This window comes from Streptomyces gamaensis (assembly GCF_042656465.1).
GTDB lineage: Bacteria > Actinomycetota > Actinomycetes > Streptomycetales > Streptomycetaceae > Streptomyces > Streptomyces gamaensis.
Map to the genome: position 1 here is coordinate 58900 of NZ_JBHSPB010000015.1, position 14167 is coordinate 73066.

General features: G+C 69.8%; 13 protein-coding genes and 1 tRNA gene. 7 read left to right on the forward strand and 7 right to left on the reverse strand.

Annotated features, from left to right (window positions below; translation table 11 throughout):
• Positions 1–13 precede the first annotated feature (13 nt).
• Genes ACFP1Z_RS23075 through ACFP1Z_RS23090 form a run of 4 tightly spaced genes read left to right on the forward strand, consistent with a single transcriptional unit; the run spans position 14 to position 4344 of the window.
• Entirely contained in the window at positions 14–943 is a 930-nt protein-coding gene (locus tag ACFP1Z_RS23075) for a branched-chain amino acid ABC transporter permease (RefSeq protein ID WP_390318977.1), read from the forward strand.
• A 5-nt stretch (positions 944–948) separates the two neighbouring features.
• Entirely contained in the window at positions 949–2805 is a 1857-nt protein-coding gene (locus ACFP1Z_RS23080; protein WP_390318979.1) for a branched-chain amino acid ABC transporter permease, read from the forward strand.
• Between the two features lies 1 nt (position 2806).
• Positions 2807–3631, forward strand: a complete 825-nt coding sequence (locus tag ACFP1Z_RS23085) for an ABC transporter ATP-binding protein (RefSeq protein ID WP_390318981.1) — start codon at positions 2807–2809, stop codon at positions 3629–3631.
• Entirely contained in the window at positions 3628–4344 is a 717-nt protein-coding gene (locus ACFP1Z_RS23090) for an ABC transporter ATP-binding protein (protein WP_390318983.1), read from the forward strand. The genes ACFP1Z_RS23085 and ACFP1Z_RS23090 overlap by 4 nt, the downstream gene beginning before the upstream one ends.
• Positions 4345–4403: 59 nt before the next feature.
• Here ACFP1Z_RS23090 and ACFP1Z_RS23095 read toward each other — a convergent pair whose 3' ends face one another.
• Entirely contained in the window at positions 4404–5060 is a 657-nt protein-coding gene (locus ACFP1Z_RS23095) for an ANTAR domain-containing response regulator (RefSeq protein ID WP_390318984.1), read from the reverse strand.
• A 99-nt stretch (positions 5061–5159) separates the two neighbouring features.
• Here ACFP1Z_RS23095 and ACFP1Z_RS23100 point away from each other — a divergent pair.
• Positions 5160–5235, forward strand: a tRNA-Leu gene (locus ACFP1Z_RS23100).
• A 119-nt stretch (positions 5236–5354) separates the two neighbouring features.
• A complete protein-coding gene (locus ACFP1Z_RS23105) occupies positions 5355–6125 on the forward strand; it encodes a transcriptional regulator (RefSeq protein ID WP_390318986.1) in 771 nt (256 codons plus the stop codon).
• Here ACFP1Z_RS23105 and pyk read toward each other — a convergent pair.
• The 4 genes from pyk to ACFP1Z_RS23125 all read right to left on the reverse strand — a co-directional run bounded on the left by pyk (position 6122) and on the right by ACFP1Z_RS23125 (position 10251).
• Positions 6122–7552, reverse strand: a complete 1431-nt coding sequence (gene pyk, locus ACFP1Z_RS23110; RefSeq protein ID WP_390318988.1) for a pyruvate kinase — start codon at positions 7550–7552, stop codon at positions 6122–6124. The two genes, ACFP1Z_RS23105 and pyk, sit on opposite strands and share 4 nt — an antisense overlap.
• A gap of 144 nt (positions 7553–7696) precedes the next feature.
• Entirely contained in the window at positions 7697–8395 is a 699-nt protein-coding gene (locus ACFP1Z_RS23115) for an SIMPL domain-containing protein (RefSeq protein ID WP_390318990.1), read from the reverse strand.
• Positions 8396–8473: 78 nt separating this feature from the next.
• Entirely contained in the window at positions 8474–9949 is a 1476-nt protein-coding gene (locus ACFP1Z_RS23120) for a lysine N(6)-hydroxylase/L-ornithine N(5)-oxygenase family protein (RefSeq protein WP_390318992.1), read from the reverse strand.
• Positions 9946–10251, reverse strand: coding sequence for a hypothetical protein (locus tag ACFP1Z_RS23125; RefSeq protein ID WP_390318994.1), 306 nt, complete (start codon positions 10249–10251; stop codon positions 9946–9948). The genes ACFP1Z_RS23120 and ACFP1Z_RS23125 overlap by 4 nt, the downstream gene beginning before the upstream one ends.
• A 225-nt stretch (positions 10252–10476) precedes the next feature.
• On the opposite strand from ACFP1Z_RS23125, the gene ACFP1Z_RS23130 reads away from it, so the two are divergent.
• The gene (locus tag ACFP1Z_RS23130; protein ID WP_390318996.1) at positions 10477–11025 is read left to right on the forward strand and encodes a F0F1 ATP synthase subunit B; all 549 of its coding nucleotides are present in this window, start codon (positions 10477–10479) and stop codon (positions 11023–11025) included.
• A 104-nt stretch (positions 11026–11129) separates the two neighbouring features.
• Here ACFP1Z_RS23130 and pepN read toward each other — a convergent pair whose 3' ends face one another.
• Complete coding sequence (pepN, locus tag ACFP1Z_RS23135; protein WP_390318998.1) at positions 11130–13673, reverse strand: aminopeptidase N; 2544 nt, start codon at positions 13671–13673, stop codon at positions 11130–11132.
• Between the two features lie 136 nt (positions 13674–13809).
• Positions 13810–14157, reverse strand: coding sequence for a chorismate mutase (locus ACFP1Z_RS23140; RefSeq protein ID WP_390319000.1), 348 nt, complete (start codon positions 14155–14157; stop codon positions 13810–13812).
• Positions 14158–14167 lie beyond the last annotated feature (10 nt).

The window sequence follows — 14167 nt, forward strand, 5'->3', positions numbered from 1 at the left end:
CGGAGGCCACACGGTGCACGAACTGCCCCAAACACTGGTCAGCGGACTCGCCCTCGGAGCCCTCTACGGACTCGTCGCCATCGGCTACACCATGGTCTACGGCATCGTCCAACTGATCAACTTCGCCCACGGCGAGATCGTCATGGTCGGCGCCTTCGGCGCCCTCACCGTCCACCTCTGGCTCCCCGACCTCTCCCTCGGCGCCACCCTCCCCCTCATGCTCCTCGGCGGCGGCCTCGTCTCCGTCGCCACCGCGGCAGCCGCCGAACGCTTCGCCTACCGCCCCCTGCGCACCGCACCCCGCCTCGCCCCCCTCATCACCGCCATCGGCCTGTCCATCGCCCTGCAACAACTCGTCTGGGCCTTCTACCCCGACGCCAAAAAACCCCGCCCCTTCCCCCACTTCACCGGCCGCGCCTTCGAACTCGCCACCACCGTCCACCTCCAGCGCGACGACATCTTCGTCCTCGCCGCCGCCCCCCTGTGCATGCTCGCCCTCGGCCTCTTCGTCGCCAAGAGCCGCACCGGCCGCGCCATGCAGGCCACCGCCCAGGACCCCGACACCGCCAAACTCATGGGCATCGACACCAACCGCATCATCGTCCTCGCCTTCGCCATCGGCGGCGCCTTCGCCGCCGTCGCCGCCGTCGCCCAAGGACTCCGCTCCGGACAGATCAGCTTCGACCTCGGCTTCATCCTCGGCCTCAAAGCCTTCACCGCCGCCGTACTCGGCGGCATCGGCAACATCTACGGAGCCATGCTCGGCGGACTCGTCCTCGGCATCGCCGAAACCGCCTCCGTCACCTACATCCAGCACATCCCCGGCATGGCACAACTCGGCGGCTCCGGCTGGAAGGACGTCTGGGCCTTCGCCCTCCTCATCATCGTCCTCCTCGTACGGCCCCAGGGCCTCCTCGGCGAACGCGTCGCGGACAGGGCGTGAACACCATGACCACACCTTCACCCCTCCCCGCCACCGCCACCACCACCGACAGCACCGCCGCCGTCGAAACCACCCCCGCCATCCCCCTGCCCCTGCGCACCGCCCGCACCCTCACCACAGCAGGCGCCGCACTCACCCTCGCCTCCACCTTCCTCGCCTGGACCTGGACCGCGCGCTTCCCCGGCGACCTCACCATCGACGGCTACCCCGGCGGCCTTCAACTCCTCACCCTGACGGGCGCATTACTCACCCTCGCCCATGTACTCGGCACCTGGGGCCTGCCCGGACTCCGATGGCTCGCCCCCTCCGGCACCCACACCGCCACCGCCTGGTTCGCCGCCGGCACCTTCGCCGTCACCTGGTACACACTCCTCGCCATCACCGTGCGGCTCGGCGGCCTCGTCAACCTCGAACCCGGCGGCTGGGCCGCCGCGTTCGCCTCACTGATCACCCTCCTGGCCGCCCTCGCCCTCCCCCTCGAACGACGCACCACCGCCTCCTACCCCACCACCGGCCGACTCGCCGGCACCCCCCTCGGCCGACTCCTGCGCGCCATCGACCGCACCGTACGCCCCGGCACAGCCCCCCGCCCCCTCCCCCCGGCCCGTCCCCTGCCCACCTGGGCCGAACTCCCCCTCATCGCCGCCGCGTTCGCCCTCACCCTCGGCATCACCGCCTACGGCATCGGCACCGCCTACGGCGAACTCTTCACCGGCTTCCTCCTCCTCGCCGGCTTCAGCGCCACCGCCCTCGTACGCGCCGGACTCCTCACCCGCCTCACCCAGCTCACCGCCCGGCACCGCCCCACCACCATCACCTGCGCCTTCCTCGCAGCAGCCCTCTTCCCCCTCACCCAGGACACCGACCAGTACACCCTCATCGCCGTCAACATCCTGATCTTCTCCACCGTCGCCCTCGGACTCAACGTCGTCGTCGGACTCGCCGGCCTCCTCGACCTCGGCTACGTCGCCTTCCTCGGCGTCGGCGCCTACACCGCCGCCCTCGTCTCCGGCTCCACCGCCTCCACCCTCGGCGTGCACTTCCCCTTCTGGGCCGCCATGCTCACCGGCGCCGCCGCCTCACTCGCCTTCGGCGTCGTCATCGGCGCCCCCACCCTGCGACTGCGCGGCGACTACCTCGCCATCGTCACCCTCGGCTTCGGAGAGATCTTCCGCATCGCCGTCGGCAACCTCAACGGCGAACTCGGCCCCTCCGTCACCAACGGCCCCAACGGCATCCCCAACATCCCCGACCTCGTCCTCTTCGGCTACTCATTCGGCGACACCCACGACCTCGGCGGCATCACGCTCAACCCCTTCGCCAACTACTACCTCCTGATGCTGCTCGTCACCGTCATCGTCGTCCTCGTCTTCAGCCGCGCCGGCAACTCCCGCATCGGCCGCGCCTGGATCGCCATCCGCGAGGACGAAACAGCCGCAACAGCCATGGGCATCAACAGCTTCCGCCTCAAACTCCTCGCCTTCGCCCTCGGCGCCTGCCTCGCCGGACTCGCCGGCACCGTCCAGGCACACGTCTCCTACACCGTCGTCCCCGAGCAGTACATGTTCGCCGGAACCGCACCGCCCAACTCCGCCTTCCTCCTCGCCGCCGTCATCCTCGGCGGCATGGGCACCATCACCGGCCCCCTCCTCGGCGCCGCCCTCCTCTACCTCATCCCCGCCAAACTCCAGTTCCTCCAGGACTACCAACTCCTCGCCTTCGGCGCCGCGCTCATCCTCCTCATGCGCTTCCGCCCCGAAGGCGTGATCCCCGACCGCCGCAGGCAACTCGAATTCCACGAACCCTCACCCACAGCCGCTACCACTGCTGCTACAGCCGCCACGACAAGGGCCGAGGCATGACATGACGACCACCACCTCCCCCTTGCTCACCGCGACCGGCGTCACCATGCGCTTCGGCGGACTCACGGCCGTACGCGCCGTCGACCTCACCGTCGCCCCCCACGAAATCGTCGGCCTCATCGGCCCCAACGGCGCAGGCAAAACCACCTTCTTCAACTGCCTCACCGGCCTCTACCGACCCACCCAAGGCACCGTCACCTACCGGGACGCCGTACTCCCCCCCAAACCCCACCTCGTCTCCGCCGCCGGCATCGCCCGCACCTTCCAGAACATCCGCCTCTTCGCCAATATGACCGTTCTGGAAAACGTCCTCGTCGGCCGCCACACCCGCACCCGCGAAGGACTCCTCGCCGCCCTCGTCCGCGGCCCCCGCTACCGCCACGCCGAAGCCGAATCCGCACAACGCGCCATGGAACTCCTGGAGTTCACCCACCTCGCAGGCAAAGCACGCCACCTCGCCCGCAACCTTCCCTACGGCGAACAACGCCGACTCGAAATCGCCCGCGCCCTCGCCGGCGACCCCGGACTCCTCCTCCTCGACGAACCCACCGCCGGCATGAACCCCCAGGAAACCCGCGCCACCCAAACCCTCGTACGCGCCATCCGCGACCGCGGCACAGCCGTCCTCGTCATCGAGCACGACATGCGCTTCATCTTCACCCTCTGCGACCGCATCGCCGTCCTCGTCCAAGGCACGAAACTCACCGAAGGCACCCCCGAAGCGGTCCAGGCCGACGAACGCGTCATCGCCGCCTACCTCGGCACCCCCGACGAACCCCGTACCTCCGACGACAACGCCGCAGCACCCACGGAGGAGACCCCGTGACCGCCCTCCTCGAAGTGCACGGACTGCGCGTCGCCTACGGCAAGATCGAAGCCGTCAAAGGAATCACCTTCACCGTCGAAGAAGGCCAGGTCGTCACCCTCATCGGCACCAACGGAGCCGGCAAGACCACCACCCTGCGCACCCTCTCCGGCCTCATCACCCCCCTCGACGGCACCGTCCTCTTCGCCGGACAGCCCCTCATCGGTGTCCCCGCCCACCGCATCGTCGCCCTCGGACTCGCCCACTCCCCCGAAGGCCGCCACATCTTCCCCCGCCTCACCATCACCGAGAACCTCCGGCTCGGCGCCTTCCTCCGCAAGGACACCACCGCCGTCAAACAGGACATCGAGCGCGTCTACGAACTCTTCCCCGTACTCGGCGAACGCGCGAGCCAGCCCTCCGGCACCCTCTCCGGCGGCGAACAGCAAATGCTCGCGATGGGCCGCGCCCTGATGTCCCGCCCCCGGCTCCTCATGCTCGACGAGCCCTCCATGGGCCTCTCCCCGATCATGATGCAGAAGATCATGACGACCGTCGCCGAACTGCGCTCCTCCGGCACCACGATCCTGCTCGTCGAACAGAACGCACGCGCCGCGCTCTCCCTCGCCGACCAGGGCCACGTCATGGAAACCGGCCGCATCGTGCTCTCCGGCACGGGCGCGGGCCTGCTGCACGACGAGTCGGTACGCAAGGCGTATCTGGGCGAGGACTGATGATGCGCGAAGGGGACGAGAGGTCCGCCCCCTCGTCCCCTTCACGCACCCCGCGGGGGCTACTGCCCCTTGCCGGCCGCCTTCTTCCGCTCCTCGGCGTCCTCGATGACCGCCTCGGCCACCTGCTGCATCGACAGCCGGCGGTCCATCGACGTCTTCTGGATCCACCGGAACGCCGCCGGCTCGCTCAGCCCGTACTGCGTCTGCAGCACGCTCTTGGCACGGTCGACCAGCTTGCGCGTCTCCAGCCGCTGCGAGAGGTCGGCGACCTCCTTCTCCAGCGCCTTCAGCTCCGTGAAACGGGAGACGGCCATCTCGATGGCCGGCACGACGTCGCTCTTGCTGAACGGCTTCACCAGGTAGGCCATCGCGCCCGCGTCCCGGGCACGCTCCACCAGCTCGCGCTGCGAGAAGGCCGTCAGCATCAGTACTGGCGCGATCGAGTCTCGGGCGATCTGCTCGGCGGCGGAGATCCCGTCCAGGACGGGCATCTTCACATCCAGGATCACCAGATCCGGCGTGTGCTCCCGCGCCAGCGCGACGGCCGTCTCCCCGTCGCCGGCCTCGCCCACGACGGTGTAGCCCTCCTCCTCAAGCATCTCCTTGAGATCGAGACGGATCAGGGCCTCGTCCTCCGCGATCACGACGCGGGTCGTGTGCGGCGGGGTGTGGTTCTGCTCGTCGTCGACGGGCGGCTGGGGCTCGGCGGCGCTCACGGTTCTCCTTGATCGCGGGCGGGGGTGCTGCTGCATGAGCCTACCTAGGTCGTGTAGTTTTGAGCACAGGAGGGGTATAGACTCTCCTTGCATTGCAAGGCCCCGGTAGCCCAATTTGGCAGCAGGCGATGGATTCAAAACCCATACAGTGTCGGTTCGAGTCCGACCCGGGGCACTTCACCTTCGATTCGAAGGCGGCTCGCCGCTTCTGGGCGTTGGGGATCTTCACTCGTTGCGCTGAAGAGCCCTTCGAAACCGCCGCTCGGCGTTAGTTGCCGGGCCAGGCTCTCCAGGGTGTACGACCTCAAGACACGCAGGCACGCCCTCGCCCTGGTCGTCCAGGGCCACAGCCTGAACTCCGTGAGCAAGCGGACCGGCATATCCAGGGCCGCGATCCGCGCCTGGCAGACCAGAATCGACCCGGTGTCCCGCGCTGCGGACTGCCCGCTCTGCTCGCCGGATCCCCAGCCGCCCGCCGACACCGCTGCCTACGCGTATCTCCTGGGGCTCTACCTCGGCGACGGCTGCCTCAGCAGACAGGCGTCCGGCGTCTACGCCTTACGCATCGCATGTGCGGACGCATGGCCCGGGCTGATCGAATCCTGTCGCGAGGCCGTCACGCGGGTGCGCCCCACGAACAAGGTCTGTACCGTCCGGAAGGACGGCTGCATCATGGTCACGAGCTACAGCAAGCACTGGCTGTGCCACTTCCCCCAGCACGGGCCCGGCAAAAAACACGAGCGCCCCATCATCCTGGAGCCCTGGCAACAGCACATCGTGGACGCCCACCCCTGGGAGTTCATCCGCGGCCTCATCCACTCCGACGGCTGCCGCATCACCAACTGGACAACCCGACTCGTCGCCGGTGTGCGCAAGCGCTACGAGTACCCGAGGTACTTCTTCACCAACAAGTCCGACGACATCCGTCGGCTCTTCACCGACACCCTCGCCAAGGTCGGCGTCGAGTGGAGCACTCTCGCACGCGGCAGCGACCCGTTCAACGTCTCCATCGCCCGGCGCGCATCCGTAGCCCTCATGGACACCCACATCGGCCCGAAGTACTAACCCCTATCCCCCTCCCCAATATGGTGCACCCGCACCATATTCGTCGTCCCAGGCGTCGCCGGCGGCGAGCCCGCCGTGATGATCACGACGTCCCCCTTGCGGCACCGCCCGATGCGCAACAGGTACTCGTCGACCTGGTCGACCATCTCGTCCGTCGTCTGCACCATCGGCCCCAGGAAGGTCTCCACCCCCCACGTGAGGCTGAGTTGGGCACGCGTGGCCGCCTCCGGCGTGAATGCCAGCAGCGGGATCGGCGAACGGTAACGCGACAACCGCCGCACCGTGTCGCCGGATTGTGTGAAGGCGACCAGGAATTTCGCGCCGAGGAAGTCGCCCATTTCGGCGGCCGCGCGGGCGACGGCGCCGCCCTGGGTGCGGGGCTTGCCCCGTTCCGTGAGGGGGGGCAGGCCCTTGGCGAGCATGTCCTCCTCGGCGGCGCGCAGGATGCGTCCCATCGTCTTGACGGTCTCGACGGGGTATTTGCCGACGCTGGTCTCGCCGGAGAGCATCACCGCATCCGTGCCGTCGATAACCGCATTGGCGACGTCGGACGCTTCGGCGCGCGTGGGGCGGGAGGCGTCGACCATGGAGTCGAGCATCTGGGTGGCGACGATGACGGGTTTGGCGTTGCGGCGGGCGAGAGTAATGGCGCGCTTCTGGACGACGGGGACGGTTTCCAGAGGCATTTCGACGCCGAGGTCGCCCCGGGCGACCATGATGCCGTCGAAGGCGGCGACGATCTCGTCGAGGTGTTCGACGGCCTGCGGTTTTTCGATCTTGGCGATGACGGGGGTGCGGCGGCCCTCCTCGTCCATGATCTGGTGGACGTCGTGGGCGTCGCGGGCGGAGCGCACGAAGGACAGGGCGATGATGTCGAGGCCGTTGCGCAGGGCCCAGCGCAGGTCGTCGACGTCCTTGTCGGAGAGGGCGGGGACGGAGACGGCGACGCCGGGCAGGTTGAGGCCCTTGTGGTCGGAGACCATGCCGCCCTCGATGACGATGGTGCGGACGCGGGGGCCGTCGACCTCGGTGACTTCCAGGGTGACACGGCCGTCGTCGACGAGGATGCGCTCGCCCTTGGTGACGTCGGCGGCGAGCCCGGCGTAGGTGGTGCCGCACAGGTGGCGGTCGCCCTCGGCGGAGTCGACGGTGATGGTGAACTCGTCGCCGCGTTCAAGGAGTACGGGGCCTTCGCGGAATCGGCCGAGGCGGATCTTCGGGCCTTGAAGGTCGGCGAGGATACCGACGCTGCGGCCGGTTTCCTCGGCGGCTTTGCGGACCCGTCGGATGCGCGCCTCGTGGTCGGCGTAGGTGCCGTGGCTGAGGTTGCAGCGGGCGACGTCCATACCGGCTTCGACGAGTGCCTTGATCTGCTCGTACGAGTCGGTGGCGGGCCCGAGGGTGCAGACGATTTTTGCTCGGCGCATGACTCGACCTTATGCCGTACCAGCGGGTAGGTGATGGGGCGTCGGCGACTGCCCAACACCCTTTGGGTAAAACCTTGTTGACGCTAGTTGAACGTGCGCGGGGGTGCTCCGATGAGCGCCGGAGCACCCCCGTCGGGGGTCGTGTCACAGGGCCGGTGGCGTCATCGTGAAGCGGGCGCTGACCTGGGCGTGGACGGACTGGCGCTGGGGCTGGAGGTCCAGGGGGGCGGCGGCTTCGTCGGGGACGGTTCCGGCGAAGGCGGTGCGCATCATGTGGGGTGCCGGGTAGGGCAGGGGCCGTTCGTTCTCGGCGCCGGTGTCGGCGAGTTCGACGAGTGCGGTGAGTTCGGCGCCGAGGGCGGTGGCGTATTCGCGGGCGCGGCGTACGGCTTCGCGTACGGCCTGTTGGCGTGCTTCGCCGTGGACGGGCGAGTCGGGGCGCAGGGCCCACCAGGGGCCTTCGACGCGGGTGAGGTCGAGGTCGGCGAGGCGGGTGGCGAGTTCGCCGAGGGCGGTGAAGTCGTTGACGGTGGCGGTGAGGTGGATGGTGCCGAGGTAGGAGCGGACGCGTTCGCGGCGGCTTTTCTCGGCGGTTTCGGGGGCGAGGGTGAGGGTGCTGGTCTCCACTTTTTCGACGGCGTCGCCGTAGCCGCGGATGAGGTCGAGGGCGGTGCGGTTGCGGCGGGTGGTCTCGTCGAGGGTGGTGCGGCGGTCGGTGCCGCGTGCGGTGATGGTGATGTGGAGGTGGGCGATCTCGGGGTCGACGTCGAGGTGGGCCTCGCCGAGGACGGCGAGGCGTGGGGTCTGGGGGGTTCCGTAGGGCAGGGGTGCGGGTGTGGTCATGGGGTCCAGCGTCTCAGGCCGGTGGGTGGTGGGGGCCGCCTGGGGAGTTGTGGGGCTCCCCGGTGGCGGCTCGCGCGGTCAGTGGACGGGGAGTTGGCGCGGGATGGTGTGGCGCTGGTCCGGGGAGGCGGTGTGGGGGCGGGGCTGGCGGGGGTGGGGTTCGAGTCCGAAGGTGGTGAAGGCGGTGCGTTCGGGGAGGGTGTAGGGGGCTTTGCCGGTGATGGCGTTGAGGATGGTGGCGCTGCGCCAGGCGGCGAGTCCGAGGTCGGGGGTGCCGACGCCGTGGGTGTGGCTCTCGGCGTTCTGTACGTGGACGGCGCCCTTGACGAGGGGGTCGAGGACGAGGCGGTGGTTCTCGTCGATGCGGGGGCGGTCGCTGTGGTCGCGGCGGATGTAGGGGTCGAGGGCGGCGAGGAGGGTGTCGACGCGGCGTTCGCGGTAGCCGGTGGCGAGGACGACGGCGTCGGTGGTGATGCGGGAGCGGGAGCCTTGTTCGACGTGTTCCAGGTGGAGTTCGACGCGGGTGGTGCCGACGCGGCCGGCGGTGCGGACGAAGACGCCGGGGGTCAGGACGGTGTCGGGCCAGCCGCCGTGGAGGCTGCGGCGGTAGAGCTCGTCGTGGATGTCGGCGAGGGTGCCGGCGTCGATGCCCTTGTGGAGTTGCCATTGCTGGGGCAGGAGTTGGTTGCGGACGGGTTCGGGCAGGTTGTGGAAGTAGCGGGTGTAGTCGGGGGTGAAGTGTTCGAGGCCGAGTTTGCTGTACTCCATGGGCGCGAAGGCGGGGGTGCGGGCGAGCCAGTGGATGCGTTCGCGGCCGGCGGGGCGGTTGCGCAGGAGGTCGAGGAAGACTTCGGCGCCGGACTGGCCGGAGCCGATGACGGTGATGTGGTCGGCGGCGAGGATGGTTTCGCGGTGGTCGAGGTAGTCGGCGGAGTGGATGACGGGGACGCCGGGGGCTTCGGTTAGGGGGCGGAGGGGTTCGGGGATGTGGGGGGCGGTGCCGACGCCGAGGACGATGTTGCGGGTGTGGGCGCGGCCGAGGGCGGCGGCTTCGCCGTCGGCGTCGAGCTGGGTGTAGTCGAGCTCGAAGAGGTTGCGTTCGGGGTTCCAGCGGACGGCGTCGATCTGGTGGCCGAAGTGGAGGCCGGGGAGGTGCTGGCTGACCCAGCGGCAGTAGGCGTCGTACTCGGCGCGTTGGATGTGGAAGCGCTCGGCGAAGTAGAAGGGGTAGAGGCGTTCTTGGGCCTTGAGGTAGTTGAGGAAGGTCCAGGGGCTGGCGGGGTCGGCGAGGGTGACGAGGTCGGCGAGGAAGGGGACCTGGACGGTGGTGCCGTCGATGAGGAGTCCGGGGTGCCAGCGGAAGCCGTGGTTCTGGTCGTAGAAGGCGGTGCGCAGGCCGGGGATGCCGTGGGCGAGGGCGGCGAGGGAGAGGTTGGAGGGGCCGATGCCGATGCCCGCGATGGCGAGGGGCTGCTCGGGGGTGGTCTTGGGGCCCGGGGGGCGGGAGCCGGTGCCGTCCTGCTCGGGGTTTCGCGGTTGCTTCGGCGTGGTCATGGGGTGGTGTGGCCTTCCACGAGTGTGTTGAGGGTGGCGGGGTCGTCGGGGTCGGGGAGTCTGCGGGGTGCGGTGCCGTGCTCACGCTGCGGGGCGCCCGTGGCGGTACGTACGTACTCGGTGACCGCGCCCGGGCCGTCGGCGGACAGCGGGGCGGCGGCAGCCTCGGCGGGGGTGCGCGGGAGTCTGCGGGGTGCGGCGCCGTGCTCACGCCTCGGGGCGCCCACGGCCGTACGTACGCCCCCGGCGGGCGGCGGGGTGGCGTGGGCGGCGGCATCGAGGGGGGCGACGGGCGCAGGCACGGTGGGTCTTGCCCCTTTGGGGTCTGGGGTCGGCTGAGCTGGGCTGCCGGGTCCCGCGCGGGCCACGGGCTGGAGGCTGCTTCACGTTACTGGCGGCGCACGCTCGGTCACCTGGGTCGGGGCGGGGTTCGCCCGATGGTGGGACAGGCGTGCGCGGGGCGGCGGTGGGGTCTGCTAAAGGGGTGCGGGCGGACGCGGGGTGCCGGCTTCGACTAATCTGCACCCATGGCCATGAACTCTCTCGCTCTCGATGTCGGCCCGCTGAAGCCCGATGTCGCACCGCTCGTGCTCGGCGCGGTGCTGTTCTTCATCCTGTTCGCCGTGATGGCGAAGGCGCTGCTGCCCCGGATCAACAAGGTGCTCGTCGAGCGCGAGCAGGCGACCGACGGCCGGATCGAGGAGGCGGAGGGGACGCGTGCCGAGGCGGAGCGCGTCCACGCCGAGTACCAGGAGCTGCTGGCCGAGGCGCGTCATGAGGCGGCGCGGCTGCGTCAGGAGGCCGTCGAGCAGGGCAACGCGATCATCGCGGAGCTGCGGGCCGAGGGTCAGCGTCAGCGCGAGGAGATCATTTCCGCGGGTCATGCGGTGATCGACGCCGAGCGTGCGGTGGCCGAGGCGGAGCTGCGCGAGCAGGTCGGGGTGCTGGCGACGGAGCTGGCGGGCCGCATCGTGGGTGAGGACGTCAAGGAGTTCGCGCGGGAGAGCGGTGTTGTGGACCGTTTCCTGGAGGAGATGCGCGCGGGCGAGCCGGCCGGGCGTGAGGCGCGCGACTGAGGCCTGTACGGCTGCTGCCCGATCACGGCGAAGCCCCGCGACCCGATGGGTCGCGGGGCTTCGTCGTGTCCGCTGTGGGTCGTGGCCGGCGGTGCCGGTCGTGGTCAGCGGTGCTGTGCGGTCCGGGCGGTGAGGGCGCGGCGCAGGTCGTCGAGCTGGTCGGCGAGGTGGCGGCGGAGGGAGGGGCCGGGTTCGCCGGTGCGCAGGCATTCTTCGCCGAGGTGGAGGGTGCGGTGCTCGACGAGGGTGTGGGGGAAGCCCTGGCGGCCGGCGAGGGCGGCGATGGCGGGTCCGCGTCGGGCGGCGAGGGCGACGGCGTCGTGGTAGTAGCGCTCGACGTAGGGGCGGAGGAGGTCGGGTTGTTCGGCGCGCCAGAAGCCCTGGGCGGTGGCGGCGAAGAGGTAGTTGGAGAGTTCGGGCCGGTGCTGGGGGTCGTACATGGCGTGCCAGGCGGCTTCTTTGGCGGTGGGGTCGGGGAGTGAGGCGCGGCAGCGGGCGGCGCCTTCCTGTCCGGTGGCGCTGGGGTCGCGGGTGAGTTCGGCGGTGATGTCGTTCTCGTCGATGGCGCCGAGGACGGCGAGGCGGGCGAGGACGCGCCAGCGGAGTTCGGGGTCGAGGGGGATGGTGCCGGGGGTGGTGCCTTCGCGCAGCCAGTCCTGGAGTGGCCGGGGGTCGGTGGCGCTGTCGATGAGGGCTCGTACGGCGGTGAGTCGTACGCCGGTGGCGGGGCTGTCGGTGCGGTGGAGGAGGTCGTGGCAGAGGGTGGTGATGGTGGCGAGGGCGGTGGGCCGGTCGGCGGGGGTGGTGCAGTGGTCGGCGATGTGGGTGCGGGCGAAGGCGAGGACGCCTTGGACGATGGCGTTGTCGTTCTCGTGCGGGAGGTGGGCGCGGGCGGCGTCCAGGTAGCGTTCGGGGGCGAGTTCGCCGTCGCGGACCATGTCGCGGGCGGCGTTCCAGAGGACGGCGCGGGTGAGGGCGCCGTCTGCGCCGTTGTCGCCGCCGTCGAGTCGGGAGAGGGAGCGTAGGGCGGTGTTCCAGGAGGTGTGGTCGAGGCGGACCTTGGCGTAGGTGAGGTCCTGGTCGTTGAGGAGCAGGAGTGCGGGGCGGGGTCCGGTGAAGTGCAGTGCGTGGTCAGAGCCTGTCTCTGGCGTGAGGTCGGTCTCGACGCGTTCGCGGAGGGCGAGTTGGCCGGTGGGTGTCTCGTCGTAGAGGCCGATGGCCAGGTGGTGCGGCCTGATTCCCTGGTGGCGGACGGTGAGGTGCCAGGCGTCGGCGGTGGTGGTGATGTCGGGGGTGAGGGTGTCGACGCCGGTGGTGCGCAGCCAGCGTTCGGCCCAGGCGTGTACGTCGCGGGTGGTGGCGCGGGCGAGGGAGTCGATGAAGTCGGCGAGGGTGGCGTTGGCGAAGCGGTGGCGGGCGAAGTGGTCGTTGATGCCGGCGAGGAAGTCCTTTTCGCCGAGCCAGGCGACGAGTTGGCGCAGGGCGCTGGCACCCTTGGCGTAGGAGATGCCGTCGAAGTTGAGCATGGCCTGGGACGTGTCGTGGACGGCGTCGGTGGCGGGGGCGACGGGGTGGGTGGAGGGGCGTTGGTCGGCGTCGTATCCCCAGCTTTTGCGGTCGATGGCGAAGCCGGTCCAGGTGTCGGTGAAGCGGGTGGCTTCGCCGAGGACTTGGTAGCCCATGTATTCGGCGAAGGACTCGTTGAGCCAGATGTCGTCCCACCAGGTGAGGGTGACGAGGTCGCCGAACCACATGTGGGCCATTTCGTGGGCGATGACGATGCCGCGGAGCTGGCGTTCGGTGTCGGTGACGGCGGAGCGGTGGAGGAATTCGTCGCGGAAGGTGACGAGTCCGGGGTTCTCCATGGCGCCGGCGTTGAATTCGGGGACGAAGGCCTGGTCGTAGGAGTCGAAGGGGTAGGGCTCGTCGAAGAGTTCGTGGTAGCGGTCGTAGCAGCGGCGGGTGATGTCGAGGATTTCGGTGGCGTCGGCGTCGAGGTAGGGGGCGAGGGAGCGCCGGCAGTGGAGGCCGAAGGGGAGTCCGGCGTGCTGGGTGCGTACGGAGTGCCAGGGGCCGGCGGCGAAGGCGACGAGGTAGGTGCTGATGGGCTGGGTGGGGGCGAATTGCCAGCGGGTGGTGGTGTCTTGGCCGGTCGGGGTCGGTGTGGCGATGGCGTTGCCGAGGACCGTCCACTGCGCGGGTGCGGTGACGCTCGCTTCGAAGACGGCTTTGAGGTCGGGTTGGTCGAAGGCGGCGAAGACGCGTTGGACGTCTTCCATGAACAGCTGGGTGTAGGTGTAGGTTTCGCCGTCGGCGGGGTCGGTGAACCGGTGCATGCCCTCGCCGGTCCGTGAGTAGCGCATGTCGGCCTCGACGCGCAGTTCGTGCTGGCCGGCGTTCAGTTGGAGGGGGATCCGGTTGTCGTCCAGGCGGGCCGGGTCGATGTGGGTGCCGTCGAGGGTGATCCGGTGCAGGGTGGCGGGTTTGATCTCGACGAAGGTGTCGCCGTCGGTGCGGGCGGTGAAGCGGATGACGGCGGTGGAGGCGAAGTGTTCGTCGCCGCGGGTGAGGTCGAGGTCGACGGTGCAGTGGTGGACGTCGAGGAGGCGGGCTCGGTTCTGCGCTTCGTCACGTGTGAGTGCGGGCATGGCGGCCATGCTGCCGTACGGGGTGGTGGGGGGCCATGTGTTTCTGCGTGGGCGTACGGGCCGGGTGGGTGGAGGGTTGCCCGGCCCGTGGATGTTCGTGCGTCTTGCCCGCTTACTCGCTCAGCCGCTCACTCGCTCAGCCGCGTGCGATGGTCTCGTGGTGCCGGATGACTTCGGCGATGATGAAGTTGAGGAACTTCTCCGCGAAGGCGGGGTCGAGCTTGGCGTTCTCGGCGAGCTCCCGCAGTCGGGCGATCTGGCGGGCCTCGCGGGCGGGGTCGGCCGGGGGCAGGCGGTGGGCGGCTTTGAGGTGGCCGACCTGCTGGGTGCACTTGAACCGCTCGGCCAGCATGTGGATCACGGCGGCGTCGATGTTGTCGATGCTGTCGCGGAGCCGGACGAGCTCGGCGCGGACGGACGCGTCGGTTATGCCGTCGGCGTGGTGGTTGAGGGTGGGGCCGGAGGGGTCGGTGCTGTGGTTCATGCTCCCCGAG